This window comes from Agrococcus terreus, from assembly GCF_014645235.1.
Taxonomy (GTDB): domain Bacteria; phylum Actinomycetota; class Actinomycetes; order Actinomycetales; family Microbacteriaceae; genus Agrococcus; species Agrococcus terreus.
The window spans coordinates 153,195-177,739 of the sequence record NZ_BMLM01000002.1; the positions used below are offsets into that span (position 1 = coordinate 153,195).

Annotated in this window: 26 protein-coding genes and 1 tRNA gene; 11 read left to right on the forward strand and 16 right to left on the reverse strand. The window is 73.9% G+C overall.

The features are described from left to right. Nucleotides 1-60: 60 nt before the first annotated feature. Nucleotides 61-1,719 (reverse strand): arginine--tRNA ligase, encoded by a 1,659-nt coding sequence (argS, locus tag IEW90_RS10535; RefSeq protein ID WP_188718253.1) that lies wholly within the window; start codon nucleotides 1,717-1,719, stop codon nucleotides 61-63. Nucleotides 1,720-1,781: 62 nt separating this feature from the next. Here argS and IEW90_RS10540 point away from each other — a divergent pair, with 62 nt between their 5' ends. After that, nucleotides 1,782-2,366, forward strand: a complete 585-nt coding sequence (locus IEW90_RS10540; protein WP_188718254.1) for a hypothetical protein — start codon at nucleotides 1,782-1,784, stop codon at nucleotides 2,364-2,366. A 22-nt stretch (nucleotides 2,367-2,388) separates the two neighbouring features. Here IEW90_RS10540 and IEW90_RS13860 read toward each other — a convergent pair whose 3' ends face one another. The 9 genes from IEW90_RS13860 to IEW90_RS10585 form a co-directional block, all read right to left on the reverse strand. Then, nucleotides 2,389-3,183, reverse strand: coding sequence for a transglutaminase-like domain-containing protein (locus tag IEW90_RS13860; protein WP_229679633.1), 795 nt, complete (start codon nucleotides 3,181-3,183; stop codon nucleotides 2,389-2,391). A gap of 47 nt (nucleotides 3,184-3,230) precedes the next feature. Beyond that, nucleotides 3,231-4,118, reverse strand: coding sequence for a type II secretion system F family protein (locus tag IEW90_RS10550; RefSeq protein ID WP_188718255.1), 888 nt, complete (start codon nucleotides 4,116-4,118; stop codon nucleotides 3,231-3,233). Between the two features lie 2 nt (nucleotides 4,119-4,120). Further along, entirely contained in the window at nucleotides 4,121-5,050 is a 930-nt protein-coding gene (locus IEW90_RS10555) for a type II secretion system F family protein (protein WP_229679634.1), read from the reverse strand. Continuing rightward, the gene (locus IEW90_RS10560) at nucleotides 5,047-6,486 is read right to left on the reverse strand and encodes a TadA family conjugal transfer-associated ATPase (RefSeq protein ID WP_188718256.1); all 1,440 of its coding nucleotides are present in this window, start codon (nucleotides 6,484-6,486) and stop codon (nucleotides 5,047-5,049) included. The genes IEW90_RS10555 and IEW90_RS10560 overlap by 4 nt, the downstream gene beginning before the upstream one ends. Continuing rightward, entirely contained in the window at nucleotides 6,483-7,670 is a 1,188-nt protein-coding gene (locus IEW90_RS10565; RefSeq protein WP_188718257.1) for a CpaE/TadZ family protein, read from the reverse strand. Before IEW90_RS10565 ends, IEW90_RS10560 begins: the two co-directional genes overlap by 4 nt. After that, on the reverse strand, nucleotides 7,667-8,392 hold the full coding sequence (gene cpaB, locus IEW90_RS10570) for a Flp pilus assembly protein CpaB (protein ID WP_188718258.1): 726 nt from the start codon (nucleotides 8,390-8,392) through the stop codon (nucleotides 7,667-7,669). The genes IEW90_RS10565 and cpaB overlap by 4 nt, the downstream gene beginning before the upstream one ends. Nucleotide 8,393: 1 nt before the next feature. After that, nucleotides 8,394-9,458 carry a pilus assembly protein TadG-related protein gene (locus IEW90_RS10575; protein WP_268236831.1) on the reverse strand — a complete coding sequence of 355 codons (1,065 nt, stop codon included), beginning with the start codon at nucleotides 9,456-9,458 and terminating at the stop codon, nucleotides 8,394-8,396. Then, on the reverse strand, nucleotides 9,446-9,826 hold the full coding sequence (locus IEW90_RS10580; RefSeq protein ID WP_188718260.1) for a TadE family protein: 381 nt from the start codon (nucleotides 9,824-9,826) through the stop codon (nucleotides 9,446-9,448). The genes IEW90_RS10575 and IEW90_RS10580 overlap by 13 nt, the downstream gene beginning before the upstream one ends. Nucleotides 9,827-9,922: 96 nt before the next feature. After that, entirely contained in the window at nucleotides 9,923-10,180 is a 258-nt protein-coding gene (locus tag IEW90_RS10585; RefSeq protein WP_188718261.1) for a Flp family type IVb pilin, read from the reverse strand. Between the two features lie 372 nt (nucleotides 10,181-10,552). On the opposite strand from IEW90_RS10585, the gene IEW90_RS10590 reads away from it, so the two are divergent. Then, nucleotides 10,553-11,188: a TetR/AcrR family transcriptional regulator gene (locus tag IEW90_RS10590; protein ID WP_188718262.1), complete on the forward strand. Its 636-nt coding sequence runs from the start codon at nucleotides 10,553-10,555 to the stop codon at nucleotides 11,186-11,188. A 10-nt stretch (nucleotides 11,189-11,198) separates the two neighbouring features. Continuing rightward, entirely contained in the window at nucleotides 11,199-11,840 is a 642-nt protein-coding gene (locus IEW90_RS10595) for an A24 family peptidase (RefSeq protein WP_188718263.1), read from the forward strand. A gap of 50 nt (nucleotides 11,841-11,890) precedes the next feature. Here the strand turns inward: IEW90_RS10595 and IEW90_RS10600 are convergent. After that, nucleotides 11,891-11,966, reverse strand: a tRNA-Arg gene (locus IEW90_RS10600). A 144-nt stretch (nucleotides 11,967-12,110) separates the two neighbouring features. Between IEW90_RS10600 and IEW90_RS10605 the strand changes: the two genes are divergently transcribed. From IEW90_RS10605 to IEW90_RS10615, 3 genes are read left to right on the forward strand one after another with little or no spacing between them, the layout of a single operon-like run. Beyond that, nucleotides 12,111-12,704, forward strand: coding sequence for a TetR/AcrR family transcriptional regulator (locus IEW90_RS10605; RefSeq protein ID WP_188718264.1), 594 nt, complete (start codon nucleotides 12,111-12,113; stop codon nucleotides 12,702-12,704). Between the two features lie 50 nt (nucleotides 12,705-12,754). Continuing rightward, the gene (locus IEW90_RS10610; RefSeq protein ID WP_188718265.1) at nucleotides 12,755-13,048 is read left to right on the forward strand and encodes a metal-sensitive transcriptional regulator; all 294 of its coding nucleotides are present in this window, start codon (nucleotides 12,755-12,757) and stop codon (nucleotides 13,046-13,048) included. Nucleotides 13,049-13,098: 50 nt separating this feature from the next. Beyond that, nucleotides 13,099-13,428 carry a heavy-metal-associated domain-containing protein gene (locus tag IEW90_RS10615; protein ID WP_308421877.1) on the forward strand — a complete coding sequence of 110 codons (330 nt, stop codon included), beginning with the start codon at nucleotides 13,099-13,101 and terminating at the stop codon, nucleotides 13,426-13,428. A gap of 88 nt (nucleotides 13,429-13,516) precedes the next feature. Here IEW90_RS10615 and IEW90_RS10620 read toward each other — a convergent pair whose 3' ends face one another. From IEW90_RS10620 to IEW90_RS10640, 5 genes are all read right to left on the reverse strand, one after another. After that, the gene (locus IEW90_RS10620) at nucleotides 13,517-14,782 is read right to left on the reverse strand and encodes an acyltransferase family protein (protein WP_188718266.1); all 1,266 of its coding nucleotides are present in this window, start codon (nucleotides 14,780-14,782) and stop codon (nucleotides 13,517-13,519) included. A 79-nt stretch (nucleotides 14,783-14,861) separates the two neighbouring features. Continuing rightward, a complete protein-coding gene (locus tag IEW90_RS10625) occupies nucleotides 14,862-15,269 on the reverse strand; it encodes a VOC family protein (RefSeq protein WP_188718267.1) in 408 nt (135 codons plus the stop codon). Nucleotides 15,270-15,331: 62 nt separating this feature from the next. Next, nucleotides 15,332-15,733, reverse strand: coding sequence for a helix-turn-helix transcriptional regulator (locus tag IEW90_RS10630; RefSeq protein WP_188718268.1), 402 nt, complete (start codon nucleotides 15,731-15,733; stop codon nucleotides 15,332-15,334). 9 nt (nucleotides 15,734-15,742) lie between these two features. Beyond that, nucleotides 15,743-16,369 (reverse strand): arsenate reductase/protein-tyrosine-phosphatase family protein, encoded by a 627-nt coding sequence (locus IEW90_RS10635; RefSeq protein WP_188718269.1) that lies wholly within the window; start codon nucleotides 16,367-16,369, stop codon nucleotides 15,743-15,745. A gap of 177 nt (nucleotides 16,370-16,546) precedes the next feature. Next, nucleotides 16,547-17,977, reverse strand: a complete 1,431-nt coding sequence (locus tag IEW90_RS10640) for a helix-turn-helix domain-containing protein (protein ID WP_188718270.1) — start codon at nucleotides 17,975-17,977, stop codon at nucleotides 16,547-16,549. 258 nt (nucleotides 17,978-18,235) lie between these two features. Here IEW90_RS10640 and IEW90_RS10645 point away from each other — a divergent pair, with 258 nt between their 5' ends. The 5 genes from IEW90_RS10645 (at nucleotide 18,236) to IEW90_RS13920 (ending at nucleotide 24,502) form a co-directional block, all read left to right on the forward strand. Continuing rightward, the gene (locus tag IEW90_RS10645; RefSeq protein ID WP_188718271.1) at nucleotides 18,236-20,110 is read left to right on the forward strand and encodes a phosphoenolpyruvate carboxykinase (GTP); all 1,875 of its coding nucleotides are present in this window, start codon (nucleotides 18,236-18,238) and stop codon (nucleotides 20,108-20,110) included. A gap of 144 nt (nucleotides 20,111-20,254) precedes the next feature. Next, on the forward strand, nucleotides 20,255-20,875 hold the full coding sequence (locus IEW90_RS10650; protein ID WP_229679635.1) for an FMN-binding negative transcriptional regulator: 621 nt from the start codon (nucleotides 20,255-20,257) through the stop codon (nucleotides 20,873-20,875). Between the two features lie 51 nt (nucleotides 20,876-20,926). Then, entirely contained in the window at nucleotides 20,927-21,475 is a 549-nt protein-coding gene (locus tag IEW90_RS10655; RefSeq protein ID WP_188718273.1) for a sigma-70 family RNA polymerase sigma factor, read from the forward strand. Next, nucleotides 21,472-22,206 carry a hypothetical protein gene (locus IEW90_RS10660; protein WP_188718274.1) on the forward strand — a complete coding sequence of 245 codons (735 nt, stop codon included), beginning with the start codon at nucleotides 21,472-21,474 and terminating at the stop codon, nucleotides 22,204-22,206. The genes IEW90_RS10655 and IEW90_RS10660 overlap by 4 nt, the downstream gene beginning before the upstream one ends. A gap of 136 nt (nucleotides 22,207-22,342) precedes the next feature. Next, on the forward strand, nucleotides 22,343-24,502 hold the full coding sequence (locus IEW90_RS13920) for a TPM domain-containing protein (protein WP_188718275.1): 2,160 nt from the start codon (nucleotides 22,343-22,345) through the stop codon (nucleotides 24,500-24,502). The last annotated feature ends 43 nt before the right edge of the window (nucleotides 24,503-24,545 follow it).

Genomic DNA, 24,545 nt, shown 5'->3' on the forward strand with positions numbered 1-24,545 from the left:
TCGACCAGCGGAGGGAGCGCCGGCAGTTCCTCGACCAGCGGCAGGCGACCAGCGAGGTGGCTACATGCGCTCCGGGGACGAGACGCCGACCGTCGTGAGCGCCGTGCGCAGCACCTGGCCGGTCGCGTCGTTCAGCCACAGGCGCGTGCGGTTCACGGTGCCCACCGGCTCCTCGCCCTGCGGCACCACCCGACACGCGTCGTACCAGCGGTGGTAGAGGCCCGCGAGCTCCTCGGCGAACCGCGCGACGCGGTGCGGCTCGCGCAGCTCCGCCGCCTGCGCGAGCACGCGCGGGAAGTCGGCGAGCGCGCCGAGCAGCGCCGCCTCCGACGGGTGCGTCAGCAGCGAGGGGTCGAACTCGGAGCGGTCGACGCCCGCCGCCGCAGCGTTGCGCGCGACCGCCGACATCCGGGCGTGGGCGTACTGCACGTAGTACACGGGGTTGTCGTTCGTGCGCTGCGTGAGCAGCTCGAGGTCGATGTCGAGGGGGGTGTCGGCGCTCGAGCGCACGAGCGCGTAGCGGGCGGCGTCGACGCCGACCGCGTCGACGAGGTCCTCCATCGTCACGATCGTGCCCGCGCGCTTCGACATGCGCATCGGCTGCCCGTCGCGGATGAGGTTCACCATCTGGCCGATGAGGATCTCGAGGTGCTCGTGCGGGGTGTCGCCGAACGCCGCGCACATCGCCATCATGCGGCCGACGTAGCCGTGGTGGTCGGCGCCGAGCATGATGATGCACTGGTCGAAGCCGCGGTCGCGCTTGTTCTGGTAGTACCCGAGGTCGCCCGAGAAGTAGGCGGGCATCCCGTTCGAGCGGATGACCACGCGGTCCTTGTCGTCGCCGAAGGAGGTCGTGCGCAGCCAGAGCGCGCCGTCCTCCTCGAACACGTGCCCGCGCTCGCGGAGCACCTCGATCGCGCGGTCGACCGAGCCGTCCGACTGCACCTGGTGCTCGTGGAAGTAGACGTCGAAGTCGACGCCGAACTCGTGGAGGTCCTGCTTGATCTCCTCGAACATGAGGGCCACGCCGCGGGCGCGGAACGCCTCCTGCAGCGCGACGTCGTCGAGGTCGAGGAGGTCGCCGTCGTAGCCGTCGTCGACGCGGCGGGCGATCTCGGCGATGTAGGCGCCGCCGTAGCCGTCCTCCGGGGTCGGCTCGCCGCGGAAGGCGGCGACGAGGCTGCGCGCGAAGCGGTCGATCTGGCCGCCGTGGTCGTTGAAGTAGTACTCGCGGGTCACGAGCGCGCCCTGGCGCTCGAGCACGCGGCCGAGGCTGTCGCCGACCGCAGCCCAGCGGGTGCCGCCCATGTGGATGGGGCCGGTGGGGTTGGCCGAGACGAACTCGAGGTTGACCTTCACGCCCGTGAGCGCATCGCCCGAGCCGTACGCGTCGCCCGCCTCGAGGATGGTGCGCGCGAGCTCGCCCGCGGCGCCGGCGGCGAGGGTGAGGTTGATGAAGCCGGGCCCGGCGACGTCGGCGCGCTCGATGCCGTCGACGGCGGCGAGCGAGGAGGCCACCTCCTCGGCGAGCTCTCGCGGCGCGACGCCAGCGCGCTTCGCGAAGCGCATGGCGGCGTTGGTGGCCCAGTCGCCGTGCTCGCGCTGGCGGGGCCGCTCGAGCACGATGTCGCCCTCGGCGACCTCCACGTCGGCCGCGCGTCGGCCGACCGCGTCGCGGACGGCGGCGAGCACGGCGGCAGAGAGCGAGGAAGGCTGCATGGCCTCGATCGTAGTCCGCGCGGCGGCCCGTCGACGGCCGCCGCCGGCCGTAGCCTTGCGGCATGCCGAGCCCCCGCATCCGCCGCCTGCTGCCCGTCGCCGTCGTCGCCGCCGCGGCGGCGCTCGCGCTCACGGGCTGCGAGCCGGGGGCGCTCGCACCCTCCCCGATGCCCTCGGCGACCACCGGCGAGCCGACGCCGACGCCGACTCCCGAGCCGAGCCAGACGGAGCCGGGCGAGCTGCCCGTGCCGACGCCGGCGCCCACGAGCACCGCGCTCCCGACGACGCCGCCGGTCGTGGGCGCGCTCGCCTGCGACGCGGTGCTCACCGCGGAGCAGCTCTACGACTTCAGCCCCAACTTCGCCCCGACCGGGCGGGAGGGATCGCTGCCCGGCGCGGTCGCCGGCATCGCCGAGGCCGGCGGCACGGTGTGCGCCTACCAGCACGTCACCGCGTCGGACCGCCTGCTCGTCGCCGTGCTGCAGGACGCCGCCGGATTCTCGGCACCCGCGTTCGAGACCGTCGACGGGATGGGCGTCGCGACGGAGGCGGCCGGCGGCTCGGTGGTCTCGGTCGCCTCCGAGTACTTCGGTGCCGCGGCCGACGCGCAGCAGGTGCTCCAGCAGGTCGGCACCAACCTCGGCTGAACCGGTCGGCCCCTCGGGCGGTTCAGCCGATGCGGATGCGCGCGGCCGGGTCGTCGACGGCGTCCTCGGCGATCGCGTCGTCGTGCGCCTCGACCTCGACGCCGAGCAGCGACACGGGGTTGCGGCTCGTCGTGGCCCACGCCGTCTCGAGCGCGTCGGCGCCGGTCGCGATGCGCATGAGGCTGCCGCGCGGCGCGAGGCCCGTCGCGTCCACCACCCACCACGCGCCGTCGAGGTGCACCTCGGCGACGGCGTGGAAGTCGGGCGGCCGCAGCGCCGGCGCGTAGACGCCGACGTAGCGGGCGGGGATGCCCGCGGCGCGCGCGAGGGCGATCATGACGTGCGCGTAGTCGCGGCACATGCCGCCGCCCTTGCCGAGGGTCGTCACCGCCGAGTCGTCGGGCCCTGACATCGCGGGCGAGTAGGTGAAGCCGCGGGCGATCCAGCGGCGCATCGCGTCGACCTGCTCGAAGCCGCTCGCGCGGCCGAAGCGCTCCGAGACGAAGGCGCGGAGGGCGCTCGCCTCGACGTAGCGGGAGTCCTCGAGGTAGCGGGCGGGATCCTCGCCGTCGTCCTCCGCGTGCGCCACGCGGTCGATCGTCGTGCGCACGTCGACGTCGAGGCGGCCGGCGCCGGCGGTGAAGACCAGCTGGCGCGTGCCGTGGGCGGCGAGCTCGATGCGGTGCTCGAGCGGGGCGCCGTCGAGGCGCACGTCGATCGCGTCGTCGGAGCCGTAGGCCTCGGCCGGCAGCACGAGCAGCACGACGTCGGTCTCGCCCACGAGGGACAGGGAGAAGGCGGCGTGGGCTGTGCGCATCAGGGGTCGATCCTCCCACGAGCCGGCGGGGCGCGCCGCCCGCCGCGTCACATGCTGCCGAAGGTCTCGATGAGCTGCAGCACCGCCGGGGTCATGACGACGATGAAGAGGACGGGCAGGATGCACAGCATCAACGGGAACAGCACCTTCACGGGTACCTGCTGCGCCTTCGCCTCGGCGGTCTGCCGTCGCTTCAGCCGCATCTCGCTCGCCTGCGTGCGGAGGACGTCGCTGACCGAGATCCCGTAGGCGTCGGCCTGGAGGATGGCGCGGACGAAGCGGCGCAGGTCGGCGACCTGGCTGCGCTCCGCGAGGTCCTCGAACGCCTCGCGTCGCGAGCGGCCCATCCGCATGTCCTGCAGCGTGCGCGTGAGCTCCTCGGCGAGCGCACCCGTGCCGTTGGCCGCAGCGCGCGACATCGCGGAGTCGAAGCCGAGGCCGGCCTCCACCGCGATCATCATCTGGTCGAGGGTGTCGGCGAGCTCCTTCTGGATCTTCTGGTCGCGCTCCTGGCCGCGGCTGACGAGCAGCAGCTCCGGGAGGAAGTAGACGACCACGCCCACGACCACGACGCACACGACGAGGATCGCCTCTGCCCGAGCTGCGAGCACCGTCACGAGGAGGAGGCCCGCGATGGGCAGCCACAGCAGCTTGCCCGCCAGCAGCCGGTCGACCGGCCAGGCGGCGGGCCGGCCCGCTCTTGCGTGCTGGTGCTCGAGGCCCGCGACGAGGGTCGGCAGCGTCGCGCGTCGAGCGAACCGCTCGAGCGCGCTGCCGGTGGTGCTCTGCGCCTCGACGACGACGGCGGTCGTGCCCCGACGCAGGTTCGCGATGCTGCGCGAGCGCTCGGGCTGCAACGCACCGGCGATCGCCCACACGACCACCGCGACGGCGGCCGCCACCGTGAGGCTCGCGAGCAGGATGGGCGTCGGCATCGTCAGAACTCGATCTCGACGGTCTTCTTCATCCAGATGCCGCCGATCGTGAAGAGCACGACGCAGCCGACGATGAGGAACGGGCCAATGGGGTGCTCGACGAACGGCTTCAGGTACGTCGGGTTGGTGAGCATGAGGATGCCCGCGACGGCGACCGGCAGCAGCATGAGGATGATGCCCGACAGCCGGCCCTCGGCGCTCAGCGACGCGACCTGTCGGCGGATGAGGCCGCGCTCGCGGATCGTGGCGGCGACGCCATCGAGCACGTCGGCGAGGCTGCCGCCGACCTCGCGGTTGATCGCGATCGCCTGCGTGGCCCACCGGAAGTCGACGCTCTGCATCCGGTCGGCCGACTCCTCGAGCGCCTCGATGACAGGCCTGCCGACGCGCGTCTCGTTGACGACGCGCGCGAGCTCGGACGCGGTCGGCTCCTCCGACTCCTTCGCGGTCGACGCGAGCGCCTGCATCATGCTCTGCCCCGCGCGCAGGCTCGACGACATGAGCTGGAGCGTTGCGTCGAGCTCGTCGGCGAAGGCCTTCCGACGCTTCGCGACGCGGCTGCGCACGAAGCCCGCTGCGAAGACGAGGGCGCTCGCGCCCATCGGCAGCGCGAGGATGCCGCGGCCCAGCACCAGGCCGAGCGCGACCATCACGAGCACGCCGACGGCGACGAGGAAGGCGAAGTCCTGCGGCCGCATCCGGATGCCCGCGAGGTCGAGGCTCACCGCAAGCTCGTGCGAGCGGCGGCGGATGAGCCGGCCCATGAGCCCGCTCGCGGCCTCGGCGGCACCGGCGAGCGCGCCCTCGCCGTCGCGCGCCGCCGGGCGGCGGCGGTCGCGCGGCAGGCGCTCGCGCCCGGGCATGGCCGCGAGCGCCACGGCGCCCGCGATGCCCGCGGCGACGGCGCCTGCGCCGACGAGCGCGATGCTCACGGCCGCACGGGCGGGTCGAAGGTGCCGGCGGGCACCTCGATCCCGAGGTCGTCGAAGCGCTCCGTGAACTTCGGCCGCACGCCGGTGGCGATCGGCACGCCGACGAACTTGCCGGCCGCGTCGACGCCTGCCGCGTAGTCGAAGAGGAAGACGTCCTGCATCGTCACGGTCTGGCCCTCCATGCCCTGCACCTCGGTCACGGCGGTGATGCGCCGCGTGCCGTCACGGAGGCGCGTGAGCTGCACGATGAGGTCGACGGCCGAGGCGATCTGCTCGCGGATCGCGCGCAGCGGCAGGTCCATGCCCGCCATGAGCACGAGGGTCTCGAGCCTCGCGATGGCGTCGCGGGGCGTGTTCGCGTGGACGGTCGAGAGCGAGCCGTCATGACCGGTGTTCATGGCCTGCAGCATGTCGAGCGTCTCGCCGCCTCGGACCTCGCCGACGACGATGCGGTCGGGCCGCATGCGGAGCGAGTTCTTGACGAGGTCGCGGATGGTGATCTCGCCCTTGCCCTCCACGTTCGGCGGCCGCGACTCGAGCCGCACGAGATGCTCCTGCTGCAGCTGCAGCTCGACGGCGTCCTCGATCGTGATGATGCGCTCGCGTGGCGGGATGAAGGAGGAGAGCACGTTGAGCAGCGTCGTCTTGCCGGTGCCGGTGCCGCCGGAGACGATGATGTTCATCTTCGCCTCGACGCACGCCTGGAGCAGGTGCGCCATCTGCGGCGTGAGGGTGCCGAAGCGGATCAGGTCGGGGACCTTGAACGGGTCCTTCGCGAACTTGCGGATCGTCAGCGTCGAGCCCGAGAACGCGAGCGGCGGGATGATCGCGTTGACGCGGGAGCCGTCCTCGAGGCGCGCGTCGACCATGGGCGACGACTCGTCGATGCGGCGGCCGATGCGCGAGACGATGCGCTCGATGACGCGGCGCAGCTGATCCTCGGAGGTGAAGCGCACACCGGCGCGCGAGAGCTTCCCGTTCTGCTCGATGTAGACCATGTCGGGGCCGTTCACCATGATCTCGGTGACGGTCGTGTCGTCGATGAGGCGCTGCAGCGGGCCGAGGCCGAGCACGTCGTCGCGCACCTCGTTGATGAGGCGCTGCCGCTCCTCGACGGTGAGCGGCGCCTGCTCCTCCTCGACGACGCCGTTGAGCTCGTCGCGCACGAGCGCGTGCAGCTGGTCCTCGCTCAGCGTGGGGTCGTTGAGGCGCGTGCCGATGCGCGTGAAGAGGGTCGCCGCTGCGCGCTCCTTGACGCGCAGGAGGGCATCGATCTCGGGGGCCGCGTCGACCTCGGCGGGCTCCTCGCCCGGCACGGCGTCGGCCGGGGCGGGCAGCAGCGGCACGGGCCGCGGCTCTCGCGGTCGCAGCGGCGCTTCGGCCTCGGCGGGGGCGCCGGCGCGCGCGACGCCGAGCCGCTCGGCGAGGCCGCTCATGCTGCGGCCCGGTGCCTGCCGATGCCGCGGCGCGAGCCGACGCCGGCGTAGTAGCCGAGCAGCTTCTTCAGCTGCTTCGCGACGGGGTCGCGGGGGCTGCGCGTGAGGAGCGGCTCGCCCACGTTGAGCGAGGCCGTGACGGCGCGGGAGAACGGGATGGCGAAGTCGACGCGGGAGCGGATGGTCGCCTCGACGTCCTGCTCGCTGAGGCCGCTGCGCGGATCCGCGAAGTTCAGCACGACCTGGCGCGCGTTGGTGAGCATGCCGAGCTCGCGGAGCGTCGCCATCTCCTTCGCGAGTCCCCGCGCGCCGGCGACGTCGAAGGTGGTGACGAGCAGCGGATCGGTGGTGTGGTCGAGCGCGGCGAGCGTGCGCGGGCCGAGGCCTGCGGCGGTGTCGACCACCACGAAGCGGAACTGGGTCGTGAGGGTCGCGAGCAGCGCGCTCACGTGCTCGGGCGTCACGGTATCGCCGGCCGCGGGGGTCTCCGGGGCGCAGATGACGGACAGTCCGGAGGGGTGCAGCGTCAGGTGCGTCTTCAGCGCGATCGGGTCGTGGAGCGAGGCGCCGTGCACGACCGACTCGAGCGTGTACTCGGGCGACAGCCCGAGCGCCGTCGCGACGTCGCCGAACTGCACGTCGAGGTCGACGAGCACGACGGCGCCCGGCGCGCTCTCCGCGAGTCCCACCGCGAGGTTCGTCGCGAGCGTCGTCTTGCCGGCGCCGCCCTTCGGCGACAGCACCGAGAGCACGCGACCGGGCGCCTGCGCGATCGGCAGCGCGGTCACGGGGTCGACGGGCTGGGCGCGCCGGACCGCGAGACCCTGCGCGACGCGCCCGAGGGCCGCGCGCAGCTCGTCGACGCCGGCAGCGACGTCGACGACGTCGCGCACGCCGGCGCGCATCGCGCCGAGCGCGAGCGCCTCCGGGTCGCCGATGAGCACGAGCCCCGTGCCCGGCAGCTCGCGGTCGAACCGAGCGGCGAGGTCGAGCGCCTCCTGCGGCGCGCGGCTCGCGTCGAGGACGAGGATGTCGGGCAGCGTCTCGTGCTGCACGAGGGCGAGCAGGCGCGACGGGTCCGCGGGCAGGGGGTGCGAGGGCACGGCGATGCAGGTGCCGCCCGACGCCTCGTGGACCCGCTGATGCAGATCGGTGCTGTCGGTGGCGAGGAGCACGTTGCTCATTGGAAGATCACCTCCCGGTCGACGATGCGGGTGCCGTCCTCGGGCGCGTCGGGCGATTCGAGCGACAGCCAGATCCGCTCCTCCTCCGCGGCGTAGACGACCAGCTCGGCCTCTGCCGTGGGGACGGCGATGGTGACGGAGACCGTGCCCGCGGGCCCGTTCTCCACTTCGTTGCCGTTCTCGTCGACGCCCATCGAGACGCCGCCGCGGACGTCGGTCACGAGCGCCTTGTTGATGACGAGGTGGGTCTCGGCGCTGATCGCCTCGTCCGCGCCGTCGCGGGTGACGAAGATGCCGACGAGGTCGCCCGGCACCAGCTCGCCGCCGAGCACGCGTCGTGACTCCAGCTCGATCGTGAGCTGATGGGCGCCGGCAGGGATCTCGACCGCGCCGGGCAGCGCCTCGGGAGCGGCGAACCGGGTCGCGAGCAGCTGCTCGCCGACCTGCAGCTCGGTGGTGGTCACCTGCCCGGAGAGCGACGAGAGGTCGGTGAGCGCGCCCGGCACGACGGCCGCCGACGGGATCTCCTGCACGGAGAGGCTCTCGGCGATCGACTCGACAGGCGTGCCCTGCGGGATGGCCTGCGAGACGACGAGCACCTGCTCGGGAGCCATGCGGGCCATCGCGCGCGCGTCGGCGCCGGTGGCGTAGGCGAAGGTGAGGGCGCCGCCGACGACGGCGAGCACGAGGGCGAGCCCTCCGATGATGATGCGACGGATCATGTCAGCCTCCCTCGGGCAGCCTGAGCTGCACGATGCTCGCGCCGAACTGGGGCCCGCTGGGCGAGATGGTCATGGCATCGTCGAGGTCGACGAACTCGACGATCGCGCCGCGGATGCATCGGGCGGGGTTCCCGCACGGCTCGGCGGCGGCCGGAGCGGAGGAGTACCCGCTCCCGAAGTAGAACGACTCGAGGCGGAAGCCGATGTAGCCGAAGATGTGGTACTTGGCGTTGCTGCCGGTGAGGCCGTTCGTGCGGTCGTAGACGGGCAGCAGCATCGACGTGCCGATCATGCTGCGGACGTCGGCCGCGGAGCAGTGGTCCGGCCGGTCGTTGCCGGTATCGGAGCTGATCCACATGCCGGAGGTCGTCGCGAGTCCTGCGCAGGTGCCGGTGCCGCTCTCCACGAGCCAGCTGAATCCGCCTGCCGGTGCAGCCCCGTTCGGACCGCTCGGTGGGGGCGGCGGGAAGCGGGTGCCGCTCGGGCACGCGTGGAAGTCGCTGCTGCGATTGCTCTTCGCGTAGATCGTGACGTTGCCTGAGGTCGGCGGGATGTCGAGGCCGATGACCTGCCCTGCAGCGTTGTAGATGGGCGTCGCCCGCGAGAAGTGGAGCACCTCGCACCACGAGATCGCGAGCGGGAAGTGCGCTCCGCCTGTCGGGTAACCCCACTGGGCCGCGCCGCGCGCGCTGACGTCGGTGCTCTCGACTCCGATCACGGGCCCGAACAGGTAGTCCCGCGTCGAGCTCGTCTCGACCTCGACGATGCCGCGCGCGGTGTCGAGGTCGACCGCTGCGGCCGCGTGGCCGCCCATCGGGTCGTTCGCGCCGGCCAGCTGCCCAGCGGTGGTCTGCGCCGAGGTGGTGTTGCAGTTCGTGCCGTGGCCGCACTGCTGCGCCACGGCGAGCGCCGCTGCATCCGCGCCGGTCTGCAGTCTCTGCTGGTCGGCGTTCATGCTGGCGATGTCGATCGCGAGCGCCGAGAGCACCAGGAACGGGACCATGAGGACACCGACCCAGATCGCGACGGCGCCCCGATCTCTGCGAGACCGCTTCAGCCGTTGCATCGCATGGTCCCCCTTCCGATGAGCGTGACGTCGCCGAAGCCGCCGACGAGGGCGAAGTCGGAGACGGTCACCGTGGCCGTGACGTTGGCCCCGACCGTGCAGGTCGCAGGTGCGACCGCGATCTGGTCGGCGACGAGCGAGACGCTCGGCCGGGCGGCATCGATCGCGGCCTGGCGAGCGTTGGCGATTCGCTGCGGCGAGCTGTCTAGCGCTGCGACGCGGACAGCCTGACGGGCCGCGTTGTCGAGCACCGTCTGGACGTGCCATGCGTAGCCGAAGGCGATGATGCCGAACGTCACCACCAGCAGCAGTGGCAGGACGATGGCGAACTCGACGGCGGCTGCGCCGCGGTCCTTGATCGTGCTCATCGTCGCTCACCTCCCCAGGCGATCCATCGATCCGTGAAAAGCCGCGGTGCGGCGCGGCGCTGAGCCGTGCCGCACCGCGGATCGATCAGCGCTCGACTACTCCCCGCCGCCCGTGCCGCCCGTGCCGCCCGTGCCGCCCGTGCCGCTCTCGAGCTGCGTGGTGCCGTCCGTGATCGCGCCGCTGGCGCTCTGGAACAGGTCGTTGAGGATCGGACCGAGCAGGACGACGGCGACGACGACGGCGACGGCCATGAGGCCGACGAGCAGGCCGTACTCGACCGCGGTCGCGCCGCGGTCCTTCGAGCTGAAGCGGTCGGCGACGGCCGACTGGAGGGAAGTGATGACTGCGTACATGGTGGAGTCCTTCGTGACAGGCCCGGTGCTGGGTTCCGGTGCTGCTTCGAACGTCACATCGAGTGGTGCGACGACAAGGATCGTGACACGCCGGTGCTCAACACGCAACATTCCGCAACCGCAAGAAAGCCTCAGGAGCAGAAGCGCAGGCTTCGCACTTCGCTCGCCGCGGGCGTACCTTGGACGAAACGGCGTTATGCACCACTGTTCTCCTGATGGACCAGGATTCCGTTCCGCAGCGCCGACGAAGGCCGGCCGACGAGCCCGGCAGGGGGGAGGCGGCCGTGATTGAGGCCCCGCTGAGCCATCCAGGCTCCAGCCTCCGCGGATTCCGCGGATCCATGAGGTATCGCGTCGCTACAGTGAGGCGCCATGCCTGAGAACGAGCCGCGCGCACCGCGCTCCCCGGGCCTCCGCGAGCGCAAGAAGATCCTCACGCGCCAGACGATCGCCGAGGCCGCGTTCTCGCTCGCCCGCGAGCACGGGCTCGACGCCGTGACGATCGACGACATCGCCGAGCGCGCCTTCGTGTCGCCGCGAACGGTCTCGAACTACTTCCCCTCGAAGGAGGCGGCCGTCGTCGCCTCCTCGAGCGATGGACCGGACGAGCTGCTCGTGGGCCTCGCCGCGCGCCCCGCCGACGAGGAGCCGCTGCTGTCGCTGCGGGCCGTGATCGTCGAGGCGATCGGCGCCTGGGACGAGGACCGGCTCGCGTCGGTGCGCGAGAAGGAGTCGCTCATCGACCGCTTCCCGGCGCTGCTCCCCCACCGCATGGCCCAGTACGACGCCCTCGAGGACGCGATGCGCCGCTCCGTCGCGCAGCGCGCGAACGTGGATGCCGAGACCGAGACGTTCCCGCGCCTCGTCGCCGCGGCCGCCGCCGCCGCGGTGAAGACGGCGATCCGGGTCTGGGTGCGGCAGGACGGCACGACGCCCTCGCTCGTCGAGCTGGTGGAGCAGGCGTTCGACGAGCTCGAGGCCGGGCTGCCCGAGCCGACCGAGGACTGACCGCCGCAGCATGCCGCCCGTCGCGATCCTGGTCGTCGCCGCGCTGTGCGCGGCTGCTGCGTGGGCGCTCACGCCGTGGGCGAGGCGCATCGCGGAGGAGCCGTCGCGGTGGCTGCACCGCGCCGTGCCGACCGTGGTCGCGGGCGTCGCCGGCGCGGGCGCCGCGTGGGGGACCGACCACCTCGCGGTGCTCGTCGGCCTCGCCGCGCTCGCGGTCGCGAGCGGCCTGCTCGTCGCGATCGACCTCGCGGTGCACCGCCTGCCGGACGCGATCGTCTGGCCGACGACGGGCATCCTGCTCGTCTCGTTCCTCGTCGCGGCCGGCGCCACCGCCGAGTGGGGCCGGCTCGGCACCGCGCTGCTCGCGATGCTCGCGGTCGGCGCCCTCTACTTCGTGCTCGGCTGGATCTCGCCGACGAGCCTCGGCCTCGGCGACGTGAAGCTGTCGCTGCCGCTCGGACTCGCGCTCGGCTGGATGGGCTGGGCGGCTGCGTTCGTCGGCGTGCTCGCCGGCTTCGTGCTGCTGCTCGTCGTCTCGCTCGTCGCGCTCGCGCTGCGGCGCACGTCGCTCTCGGGCGAGCTGCCGTTCGGGCCGTGGATGCTCGGCGGCGCGGCGGTCGGGATCGCGTGGGCGGCGCTCGCAGGCGCCTGAGAGCGGCAGCTGCGGCCGCTCGGACCGCGTCGACGGCCGGTCCGTGCCGGTGGTGCCCCCAGTAGGATTCGAACCTACGGCCTTCTGCTCCGGAGGCAGACGCTCTATCCCCTGAGCTATGGGGGCCGGGCTGCCGAGGCAGCGACGTCCAATCTAGCACCGGCGAGCCTCGTGCTCGGCCCGCGCGGTCGCTAGCATCGGGGTACAGCGAGCGCCACGCCGACGGCGGCGAGTCCCGAACACCGTTCCACAACGGTTAGTCTGTCGAGCATGGGAAGACCTCGCCTCCACGACGAGCAGCTGCGCCAGCGGCTGCTCGATGCCGCGACCGACCTCATGGCCGCGGAGGGACCCGACTTCTCCCTGAGGCCGCTCGTCGCATCCGTGGGCACGTCGACCTCCGCCGTGTACTCGCTGTTCGGCTCGCGCGGCGAGCTCGTCGAGGCGATCACGCTGCGCGCCGTGCGCTCGTTCGTCGACGCGCAGCTCGACGCCCCCGCCGGTTCCCCGATGGAGCGCGTGCTCGGCCTGGCCCACGCGTGCCGCGCCTGGGCGCACGAGCACCGCACCATGTTCCAGGTCGTCTTCGGCGGCGCACGCGGCTCGGCCGCGGTCGAGGAGGCGCGCGAGCGCACGATGCAGCCGCTGCTCGAGGTGGTCCAGGACGCGGTCGCGCAGGGTGTGCTCGAGGGCGACCCGCAGGTGGCCGCCCGCACGATCTTCGCGGCGCTCCACGGCTCGATCTCGCTCGAGCTGCTCGGCCTGCACTCGGCCGACGAGGCCGACGCGCTCTTCGACGCGCAGCTCGCCGCGCTCTGGCGCAGCTGGGCGACGCCGGAGCACCGCGACGCCGTCGCCGCCTGAGCGGACGCACCCTCGACATCCATACCCCGCAGGGGTATGCTGATCGCACCATGGAAACGACCACGCACGGCTACGCCTCCGACAAGGACGCCCTTTTGAAGCGGCTCCGCCGCGCCGAGGGGCAGGTGCGCGGCGTCGCCCGCATGGTCGACGAGGACGCCTACTGCATCGACATCCTCACGCAGGTCTCGGCCGCCACGAAGGCGCTCGAGACCGTGGCGCTGCAGCTGCTCGAGGACCACCTCGCGCACTGCGTCGCCGAGGCCGCCGAGCAGGGCGGTCCCGTCGCCCAGGACAAGCTCTCCGAGGCGAGCGCCGCGATCGCGCGCCTCGTCCGGTCCTGACCCCACCGGCATCCGTCGCCCCGGCGACCCCACGACAGGAAGGCACCACCGTGCAGCAGCCCATCGAGATCCTCAGCTCCCCCGCCGACGTCGACACCCAGGCGGGCGGCTGCTGCGGCGGCGGCGCGTGCTCGACCTCGTCGGCCGACACCGCCGCGGCGACGTCGACGCAGTCGTTCGAGGTCGACGGCATGACCTGCGGCCACTGCGTCTCGTCGGTCACCGAGGAGCTCTCGGGCCTGGCCGGCGTCGAGGGCGTCGACGTGCAGCTCGTCGCGGGCGGCCGCTCGACCGTGACGGTCGCCGCTGACGCGCCGCTGCGCCTCGACGACGTGCGCGCCGCCGTCTCGGAGGCCGGCTACACGCTCGTCGAGCGCTGACGCATCCCGACCGAGGGCGCCGCACCGCAGGGTGCGGCGCCCTCGTCACGTTCGCGGCCGCCGACGGCGCGGTGCCGACCAGGCGCGCCTACGGCGCGACGAGCCGGGCGCGCCGCCCGCGCACGAGCCAGATCGCGAGCGTCGTCCCGACGACGCCAATGCACGCGAGCAGCGCGTCGAGGCCCAGCTCCATGATGAGCGTCGGCCCGACGGCGAACAGCACGACCGCCGCGACCGTGGCGGCGCGGCCCGGATGGACGGGGTCGACGAGGTGCGAGGGGCTGCGCTCGTAGCGCACGAGCCACAGCGAGAGCAGCCAGACCACCGCCAGCACGAGGAGCAGCATCGGGATGCGGGTCGCCCACCAGACGGCGGAGCCCGGCTCCGGCAGCGGGAGCGGCAGGAGCAGCTGCACGCCCGTGAGCACCATGATGATCGGCAGGTGCCACAGGTAGACCGTCATGAGCCGGCTGCCGAGGAACCACACGGCGGCCCGTGCGGCCCGCGTCTCCATGAGCGCCGCGAGCGGCCGGTGGAGCAGCGTGAGCGCCGCCGCCTGGATCGCGCCGAACACGAGCATCGGCACCGTCGGCGGGTACTGGTTCGTGAGCATGCTCGGCGAGTAGCCGGCGAGCGGCACGAGGACGCCGAGGAGCGAGTAGCCGCCCGCGATGATCGCGAGCAGCGCCCACGGCTGACGTCGGCGGAACCACCCGTCGTGCAGCCAGAAGCCGAGCTGCTGCACCGCGAGCCACACCAGCACGACGTTGGGGATGCCGAGCTGCGGGATGCCCGAGGCGAGCCGCACCGCGTCGATCGCGCCGGCCGCGAGCGCCAGCACGACCATCGTGCGCACGGGCGCGCGGCAGTGGAGGCGGATCATCGCGGGCGCGAGCGCCTGCGCGAGCACGTACGCCGCCAGGAACCACAGCGGCGAGCCGATGCCGATCGCGACCGTGTCGACGAGCGCCGCGTCGACGCCGAGCGCCCAGGCGCCCAGGAGCGCGAGCGCGAGCACGACGAGGAGCGGCAGGGCGGGGCGAGCGAGGCGGATGAGGCGCGTGCGCACGAAGGCGTCGACGTCGCCGCCGCGCCGCTCCAGGCTGCGCCAGCCCGCCATCGCGGCGAAGCCACCGACGACGAAGAACAGCGGCATGATGTCGCCGATCCAGGTCGCCGCCGCGAACCACGGCTGCGCCTCGACGGTGCGCTCGATGACGAGCTGCCCGTCGGGTCCGCGGCCGACGCCCACGAAGAGCAGGTGGATGACGACGACGAGCAGCACGCAGCTCACGCGCGCGAGGTCGAGCGTGAGGTCGCGCTGCGCGATCCTGGCGTCCTCGCCGGTCGTCATGCGAGCACGCTAGCCCCGTCGGGCGCCCGCGGCCCGCATCCGGCGCACGTCGTGCGGGCGCGTCGCGCGGCGACGGGCGCTACCGCGCCTGCTCGATGCGCACGAGGTTGCCGGCGGGGTCGCGCAGCGCGATGTCGCGCACGCCCCAGAACTGGTCGGTCGGCTCCTGCACGACCTCGGCGCCCTCGTGCGCCGCGGCGCGCTCGAAGACCGCGTCGAGGTCGTCGGCGCGCAGGTTGACGCTGCCGAGCTCGCCCTTCGCCAGCAGCGCCGCGACCGCCTCCCCGTCGGCCTCCGACCGGCCGGCGCGCGGGTGCGAGAGCACGAGCTGGATGCCCGGCTGCCCGGGCGGCGAGAGGGTGACCCAGCGGAAGCCGCCCTGGTCGACCTGGTTCTCGACGGCCATGCCGAGGACGTCGCGGTAGAAGGCGACGGCGGCATCCGGGTCGTCGACGACGACGTGGACCGCGCTGATGGAGACGCTCATGCGACGAGGCTACGTCGCGGCGTCGCGCGACGCTGCTCCGATCCTGCTCGGATCCGCGCCGCTCAGCGCGCGGCGGCGCGCGGCCGCGTGAGCACCATGGCCTGGCAGCCCGGCACGCCCTCGAGCTCGCCGTGGTCGCGGGCGCGGTACGCGCTCGGCGTCTCGCCCAGGAGCTCGGTGAAGCTCGACGAGAACGAGCCGAGGCTCGTGCAGCCGACGGCGACGCACGCGTCGGTGACGCTCACGTCGCCGCGCCGCAGCATCGCCGCCGCGCGCTCGACGCGGCGCGTCATCAGGTACCGGTAGGGCGTCTCGCCGTACGCCTCGCGGAAGCGGCGCGAGAAGTGCGCGCTCGACATGAGCGCCGTGCGGGCGAGCGCGGCGACGTCGAGCGGCTCGGCGAACTCGCGGTCCATCCGCGAGCGCGCCACGCGCAGCCGCCGCAGCTCGTCGAGGTCGGCCATCCGCCCGCCTCAGGCCGGCAGCGTCTCGAGGAACTCGACGACGCGGCGCCGCACGCGGTCGCGGATGCGCCGCACCTCGTCGGTGCCGAGGCCGGCCGGGTCGTCGAAGTCCCAGGTCTCGAGCCGCTGCCCGCGCACGAGGTCGAGGGGATGCTCCACGAGCATCGCGACCACGACGTCGGCGTCGTGCGCGATCTCCTCCGCGACGGGCTTCGGGTAGGCGCCGTCGATCGGGACGCCGTCCTCCGCCATCACGTCGACCACGGTGCGGAGCGCCTCCGCGGCCGGGTTGAGCCCCGCGGAGCGCGCCGCGACCCGACCGCCGCCGAGCGCATCGAGGTAGGCCGCGGCCATGAGCGAGATGCCGTCGTTGCGGATCGACTCGACGAGCACGCGCAGCGGCTCGCCGGGCACCCGGTCGCGGCCGGCCCGCGCGACGGCGTCGAGCCGGTCGGCCGCGAAGGCGAGCGCCTGCTCGACCCTGCGCTCCTCGGCCGCGCGCGGGAGCCGCTCGTGCGACTCGAAGGCGATCCGCTCGACGACCTGCGGGTCGAGGTCCGGGTGGCGCGCCGCGAGCGCCTGCGCGCCGCGGCGCAGCTCGTCGAGCGCGTCGGCGACGGGATCGGTGCTGGCCATGCCGTCTCCTCCGCTCCCGCCGGACGGCTCCGGCGTCGACGGCACCAGGCTACGGAGGCCGCGGCGGCCGGCGCCAGAGCCTCTGCGGCCGAGCCAGGGCCAGCGCCGCATCACGACCCTGCCGTCACGGGCCGGCTCGCCGCGGCGACCGCGCGGCGCGGGCCCGCCGCCGGGCCGTCACAGCGCCGGCGCATGGCGCTCGAGGAAGGCGTAGAGCTCGCTGTCGTCGACGCCCGGGTAGGTGCCCGACGGCAGCGGGGCGAGCGTGTGCTGGTGCATGCGCGCCGAGGCCCAGGAGTGCTGCCGCCAGCGGTCGACGAGCGCGGAGTCGGGGCTCGCGCAGCAGCGGACGTCGGGGCAGGTCGAGTGCTCGCGGAACGCGGTCTGCGCGCCGCGGAACCACTTCGCGTCGTCGAAGCGCACGCCGAACGAGATCGAGAACTCGCCGTCGGTGCCCGAGCCCGTCTGCGTCGAGCACCAGAAGGTGCCCTCGGGCGTGTCGGTGTACTGGTAGAACTCCGTCGTCCGCGAGGTCCGCTCGAACGCGGTGCGGGCGGCGAAGCGCCGGCACACGAGCTGGCCCTCCGCGTGGCCGGAGGCGTCGACCGGCACGGGCAGGCCGTCGTTCTCGTAGACGCGCGAGAGCGCGCCGTCCTCGCCCACGCGCAGGAAGTGCACCTGCAGGTCGAGGTCGGTGGCGAGGTTCGTGAACCGCATCGCCGCCGTCTCGTGCGTCACGCCGAACGCGTCGCGGAAGTCCTCGACGGCGAGGTTCCGCTCCCGCTTCGCGCGGCGCAGGTGCTCCACCGCGCGCGAGCGGGGCATGAGCGCCGCGGCCGCGAAGTAGTTGATCTCGAGCCGCTGCTGCAGGAACTCGCGGTAGTCGGCGGGCTCGCGGTGCTGGAGCAGGCGGTGCGCGATCGCCTGGAGCGCCATGGAGCGGAGGCCGTGGCCGCCGGGGATCGACGCGGGCGGCAGGTAGATGCGGCCGTTCTCGAGGTCGGTGACCGAGCGCGCGGAGTGCGGCATGTCGGTGACGTAGACGAGCTCGAAGCCCAGCCGCGCCGCCATCTCGCTCACCGTGCGGTGCGTGACGCTGCCGCCCTCGTAGCCGACGGCGTCGAGCTGCCGCTCGGCGAGCTCGTCGAGCTCGGGCAGCGCGTTCGCGCGCTCGCGCATCTCGTGCCGGAGCGTGGTCGCGTCGCGGCGGGCCTGCTCGGGCGTCGCGATCGCCTCGCGGCTGCGGCGGTCGAGCTCGCGGTGGAGGCCGACGAGGGCCCCGAGCACGTCGTCGCCCATCGCGCGGCTCGGTCGCACGGCCGGCAGGCCCAGGCGCCGGTAGCTCGCGCCCTCCTGCAGCCGCTGCAGGTCGAGCTCGAGGCGGGAGCGCGGGCTGGGCGGCTCCGGGTCGAGCAGCTCCGCCGTGCTCACGCCGAGCACCTCGGCGATCGCCTGCAGGTGGCTCAGCTTGGGCTCGCGGCGGCCGTTCTCGATGAGCGAGAGCTGGCTGCCGGCGAGGCCGATGCGCTCGCCGAGCGCGTCGAGCGTCAGCTCCGACTGCGTCCGGAAGTGGCGGATTCGGTGCCCGAGGACTGCGGCGTCGACCATGGAGCCATCATACGAAAGATCGCATGTTCCTCGCACCCACCGCTCGTCGGCAGCGCCGTCGACCCGGCGCGCGCAGGGCCGCCGCGCACGCCCGCCAGGACTCCGTCTTCGCATGCACCCGCGCCACGACAGGGCGCACCCGACGTCGCCGAGGCCGGGCGGCCGTCCGGGCGCGCGACTTTCCGCAGATGAAGGAACGCGCCATCCTTCTGGCGACGGAGCCTCCTGCGGCGTGTCGCGCGCGAGCAGACTCGATGCATGACGATCCTCCCCGCCGCCCCCAGCCGCGCCGCGAAGGCAGCCCCCTCCCCCGCGGCCCGCCGTTCGGTCAGCGCGCCCGAGGGCGCCGACCCGGCGATCGTCGCCTGGGTGCAGTCGGTCGCCGACCTCACCGAGCCGGCCCGCGTGCAGTGGTGCGACGGCACCGACGCCGAGTGGGCCTCGCTCGTGCAGACGATGCTCGACGCCGGCACGATCGTCCCGGTCCCGAAGCGCCCCGGCAGCTACCTGGCCCGCTCGAACCCCGACGACGTCGCCCGCATGGAGGACCGCACCTTCATCTGCGCGGAGGACGCCGACGACGCCGGCCCCACGAACAACTGGCGCGACCCGCAGTCGATGCGCCAGGTGCTCGGCGGGCTCTTCGACGGCGCGATGCGCGGCCGTACGATGTACGTCATCCCGTTCTCGATGGGCCCCGTCGGCGGCCCCATCTCGAAGCTCGGCGTCGAGATCACCGACTCCCCCTACGTCGTCGCCTCGATGCACGTCATGACGCGCGTCGGCACGCCGGCGCTCGAGGCGATGCGGGGCACGAGCGACTGGGTGCCCGCCGTGCACTCGGTGGGCGCGCCGCTCGCCGAGGGCGAGGCCGACGTCGCCTGGCCCTGCAACCCCACGCGCTACATCTCGCACTTCCCGGAGACGCGCGAGATCTGGTCGTTCGGCTCTGCCTACGGCGGCAACGCGCTGCTCGCGAAGAAGTGCTTCGCGCTCCGCATCGCCTCGGTGCAGGCGCGCGACGAGGGCTGGCTCGCCGAGCACATGCTGCTGCTCCGCATGACGCACGACGACGGCCGCACGCTGCACCTCGCGGGCGCCTTCCCGAGCGCGTGCGGCAAGACGAACCTCGCGATGCTGCAGCCGACGATCCCGGGCTGGACGGTCGAGACGCTCGGCGACGACATCGTCTGGATGCGCCCCGGCCCCGACGGCCGCCTGTGGGCCATCAACCCCGAGAACGGCTTCTTCGGCGTCGCGCCCGGCACGAGCGAGTCGTCGAACCCGACCGCGATGGCCATGCTCGACAAGGACACGATCTTCACGAACGTCGCGATGACCGCCGACGGCGACGTCTGGTGGGAGGGCATGTCGAAGGAAGCCCCGGAGGGCCTCATCGACTGGCAGGGCCGCCCGCACGACCCCGCCCGCGGCCCGGCCGCGCACCCCAACGCCCGCTTCACGGTGCGCGCCGACCAGTGCCCGTCGATCGCACCGGACTGGGAGGCGCCGGAGGGCGTGCCGATCGACGCGATCGTGTTCGGCGGCCGCCGCCCCACGCAGGTGCCGCTCGTGCTGCAGGCGCGCGACTGGGAGCACGGCGTCTACGTCGGCGCGACCATCTCGAGCCAGCAGACGGCCGCCGCGGAGGGCCCGGTGGGCGAGATCCGTCGCGACCCGTTCGCGATGCTGCCCTTCTGCGGCTACAACATGGGCGACTACTTCGCGCACTGGGTCGACATGGGCCACCGCCTCGGCCGCGGCGCGCCGAAGATCTTCTCGGTGAACTGGTTCCGCCGCGACGACGAGGGCGGCTTCCTGTGGCCCGGGTTCGGCGAGAACGCCCGCGTGCTCGAGTGGATCGCCGGCCGCGTCGCCGGCACCGCGGCGGGCATCGACACCGCGATCGGCGTGCTGCCGGCCGAGGGCGCCCTCGACCTCGCCGGCCTCGACCTGGACCCCGCCGTCGTCGACGAGCTGTTCGAGGTCGACGCGAAGGCGTGGCTCGCCGAGCTCGTCGACGTCGAAGCCTTCTTCGGCCAGTTCGGCCGCTCCCTGCCCACCGGCCTCGTGCGCCAGCTGAACCACGTGCGCTGGCGCCTCGAGCAGGTGCACTCGGCCGTCGCCGCCTGAGCGGCCCGAGCGGCGCCCTTGCCGCGCATCCGTCGAACTTCCCCGAATCCCCGCTGTTCAGGCCGAAAGCGGGGACTCGGGGAAGTTCGGCGTTTCCGGATGGCGGGAGTGGGTGGCGGGGCCGGGCGGTGGGATGCTCGGAGGGTGCAGCCCAACCCGCTCTACCGCATCGACGAGCACGAGGTGCGCGCGCTCATCCGCCGCGCGCCGTGGATGACGCTCGTCTCGCACCCGGCCGGCGGCCCCGTGGCATCCCCCTCCCCCGTGCTGCTCGACGTCGAGGCCGCGCCCGACGACGGCATCGTGCTCGTCACGCACCTCGGCCGCGCCGACGCCCGCCTCCACGGCCTGCTCGCCGAGGCGCCCGAGGGCGGGCACCGGATGCTCGTGGTCGTCCAGGGCGAGCACGGCTACGTCTCGCCCTCCTGGTACCTCGGCGCTGACGCCGGCCAGGTGCCCACCTGGAACTTCGAGATGGCGACGCTGCAGTGCGCGGTCGAGGTGGTCGACGCCGACGAGAACCTGCGCGTGCTGCGCCGCCTCGTCGCGCACTTCGAGGGACCGGACGGCGTCGCGCTCGACATCTCCGACGACGACAACCGCGGCCTCGCGATGGGCACGATCGGCCTCCGCCTGCGCGTCACGGCCTTCGACGCGAAGTCGAAGATGAGCCAGAACAAGAGCGCCGAGACGCGCGCCTCCGTCATCGCCCACCTCGAGCCCACGCATCCGCGACTCGCCGCGCGCATGCGCGACGCGATCTGACCCCAACCCTCCGATGCGCTCGTTCGTCCTAGGGAGCAGAGGAGGCATCGCGTGAGCGCCCGGTGGGAGCTGGTCGTCGCCGAGCTGGTCGCCGAGCGCGGCGAGGCGCTCGTGCGGTACGCGACCCTCCTCACCGGAGACGAGGAGGAGGCCCGCGACATGGTGCAGGACGCCCTGGCCGCGACGTTCGGCCGACTGCGGAACGGCTTCGCGGTGGAGCAGGCGGAGGCGTACGTGCGGCGCGCGATCGCGAACCGCTTCCTCGACGGCGCGCGCCGGCGGCAGCGCTGGCGCCGCATCTCGCCGCTCGTCGTCGACCGCGAGCGCCTCGACTCCGGCTCGACCCTCACGGGCGAGCGGCTCGACATGGCGGCGCGGCTCCAGCGGCTCACGCCGCGCGAACGGGCGTGCATCGTGCTCCGCTACGACGAGGACCGCACCGTCGACCAGGTGGCTGCCGAGCTCGGCATCTCGGCCGGCGCCGTGAAGCGCTACCTGTCGGATGCGCTGGCGAAGCTGCGCGGGATGCTGGAGCGCGAGCGGGAGCGCGGCGAGCGCCTCGACGGCCGCCCGCGCGACGGACGGGAGGAGGTGCGATGACCGACGAGCAGGAGCTGCGGCGGCGGCTGCGGGAGATCCCCGGGCCCCCTGCCGGCGGGCTCGACGTGGACGCCGCGGTCGCGGATGCGCGGCGCAGGCGCCGCCCGAAGACGGCCGCCCTCGCGGGCGCGACGGGCCTCGCCGCGGTGCTCGCGATCGCGCCGTTCGCGGCGCCGGCGCTGCTGCCGAGCAGCACGTCGACGATGGCGGAGCGGCCGGAGAGCGACGCGGGCGCCCCGGCGCCGGAGGTGGCCGGGCAGGAGTCGGCTGGCCAGCCCGAGGAGGGCTCGGGCGCCGGTGACGCCGGCACCGGCGCCGACGGCGGCTCCGTCGCGGGAGCGTGCGCGTACCGCGCGCTCCGCGCGGACACCGGCATCGGGCTGCGCTTCCTCGACGATCCCGCCGACGGCCTCGCCTCGATCGAGATCGACTTCCCTGCGGCGGGCGGCGACCTGGTCGTCGAGGCGCTCGGCATCGCGCAGGTGGAGGCCGGCGGGGGCCCGCTCCGCATCGTGTCGGCCCCCGACGCGTCGCAGCTCGCGCCGGCGGTGTCGGTGCGAGAGGCGAGCACGGGCGCGGGCGGTGGCACGGTCGTGCTCGACGACGTGCCCGTCGCGACCGACCCCGGCGTCGGCTGCGGGATCGAGGCCGCCGCCGTCCCGGCGCCGCTCGTGCTCGGTACCTCCGACGGCAGGCCCGTGACCGCGGTCGGCGATCCCTGGGCGCCGTGATCGGCGCTGCCCCACCGCCGCCGACCGTTCGCCGAGAGCGTCCGAGCGATGCTCGATTCCCAGGCGAGGGGCGAGGTTCGCTGGCTAGGCTCGGCCGCGAGCCGACAGCCTGATCCGTCGGCCGAGGGAGTGGAAGATGCAGGTCCGGATCCGCGCGCTCGCGGTGCTCGCCATCGGCTCGGCGGGGCTGCTCGGCCTCAGCGCCGGAGCGCTCGCGACGGAGGACCCGGTCGACCTGGGCGGCGACGCCTTCGTCGACACCACGGGCGACTACGCCGACGACGCCGCCGAGATCGCGACGACCCTCGAGGAGCGGAACGCCGACTCCGACGCCGACGTCTACGCGGTCGTGGTCGACTCCTTCGACGGGCTCGACCGCGGCGACTGGGCCGTGCAGACCGCCGAGGCCTCGGGCCTGCCGAGCACCGCGCTGCTCGTCGCGGTCGCGATGGGCGACCAGCAGTGGGGCTACGCGCGCGGCGGCGGCTTCCCGCTCAGCGACGCCGAGGTGAACCAGCTCGGCCAGTCGTCGCTCGTGCCGGGGCTCGACAACGGCGACGTCCCCGGCGCCATCACCGGCTTCAGCGCCGCGGTCGTCGAGGCCGCCGCGGGCGGCGGCGGCTCGGGCGGCACCGGCTCCGGGGGCTCGGGCGGCACCGAGGTGAACGTCGACGGCTCGGCCGTCTGGCCGATCGTCGCGCTCGTCGGCGGCGGCGCCGTCGTCGGCGTCGGCGCGTGGGGCATCGCCCGCGGCGTGCGCGCGAACCGCCGCCGCAAGGGCGAGCGCGAGGCCGCCCAGCAGCAGCAGCTGAGCCTCGACGAGCTGAAGCAGCGCGCCGACATCGCGCTCGTGCAGCTCGACGACACGGTCCAGCAGAGCGAGCAGGAGCTCGCCTTCGCCGGCGCCCAGTTCGGCGACGACGCCGTGCGGCCCTACCAGGAGGCGCTGCAGAAGGCCCGCGACGGCCTGCGCGAGGCCTTCCAGCTGCAGCAGCAGCTCGACGACGCCTTCCCCGACACCGACCAGGAGCGGCACGACTGGTCGAGCCGCATCCTGCAGATCGCCGACGGCGCCGGGCGCGAGCTCGCCGGCCACGCCGCCTCGTTCGACCAGCTCCGCGACCTCGAGCACACCGCGCCGCAGGCGATCGAGCACGCCGCGCAGCTGCGCACGCAGCTCGGCGAGCGCATCGGCGGCTCGCGGCGCACGCTCGAGCAGCTCGCGCGCCAGCACACGGGCTCGTCGATCGCGCCCATCCAGCAGAACATCGCGGGCGCCGAGCGGCTGCTCCCCGCCGTCGACGAAGCCATCGCGGTCGGCCGCCAGGCGGTCGCGGCGGGCGACGGCTCGAAGGCCGCGGTCGCCGTGCGCACCGCCGAGGCCGAGCTCGCGCAGGCCTCCGGGCTGCTCGCGGGCGTCGAGCGCGCCGAGGACGACCTCGCCACCGCGTCCCAGCAGCTCGCGGCGCTCGTCGAGGACTCCGTCGGCGACATCGCCACCGCGCGCTCGCTGCCGCGCGGCCCCGTCGACCTGCGCCCCCTCATCGACCTCGTCGAGCAGGGCGTCGCGCAGGCGCGCGCCGTGCCCGTCGACACGCTGCAGGTGCTCTCGACCCTCCAGCGCGCCAACCAGCGCCTCGACGAGGCCACCGGCCAGGTGCGCGCCGAGGGCGAGCGCCAGCAGCGCGCGGCGGGCGACCTGCAGCGCTGGATCGCCTCAGCGCGCTCGAACATCGACATGGCCGACCAGTACATCCGCTCGCGCCGCATCGGCATCGGCTCGCGCGCCCGGCAGCACCTCGCCGGCGCGCAGGACGCCCTCGCCCAAGCGATCCGCTTCGAGCGGCAGGACCCGGCGCAGGCGATCGCGCTCGCGCAGCAGGCCTCGCAGCTCGCCGAGCAGGCTCAGCGCGAGGCGAACGACGACGTCGACCACTGGAGCGGGCCCGGTGGGGTCCGCAACCCCTACTACCGGCGCGGCGGCTACGGCGGTGGCCGAGGGGACGGCTGGGGCGGCGGAGGCGGCGGCCGCGGGCAGGACATGCTCACCGGCGGCCTGCTCGGCTACGTCCTCGGCGACATGCTGAGCGGCGGCCACCACGGCGGCTACGGCGGCGGCCAGGTGAGCGACCCCTTCGCCTCCGGCGGCGGCGGGGGCGGCGGCCTCGGCGACCTCTTCTCAGGCGGCGGCGGCTCGTTCGGCGGCGGCGGGGGCGGCTTCTTCGGCGGCGGCTTCGGAGGCTTCTCCGGCGGCGGCGGCGACTTCGGCGGCGGAGGCGGCGGCTTCGGCGACTGAGCCGGCCCGCGGCATCCCCGACCGCCCCACAGCGGGCGTCCAC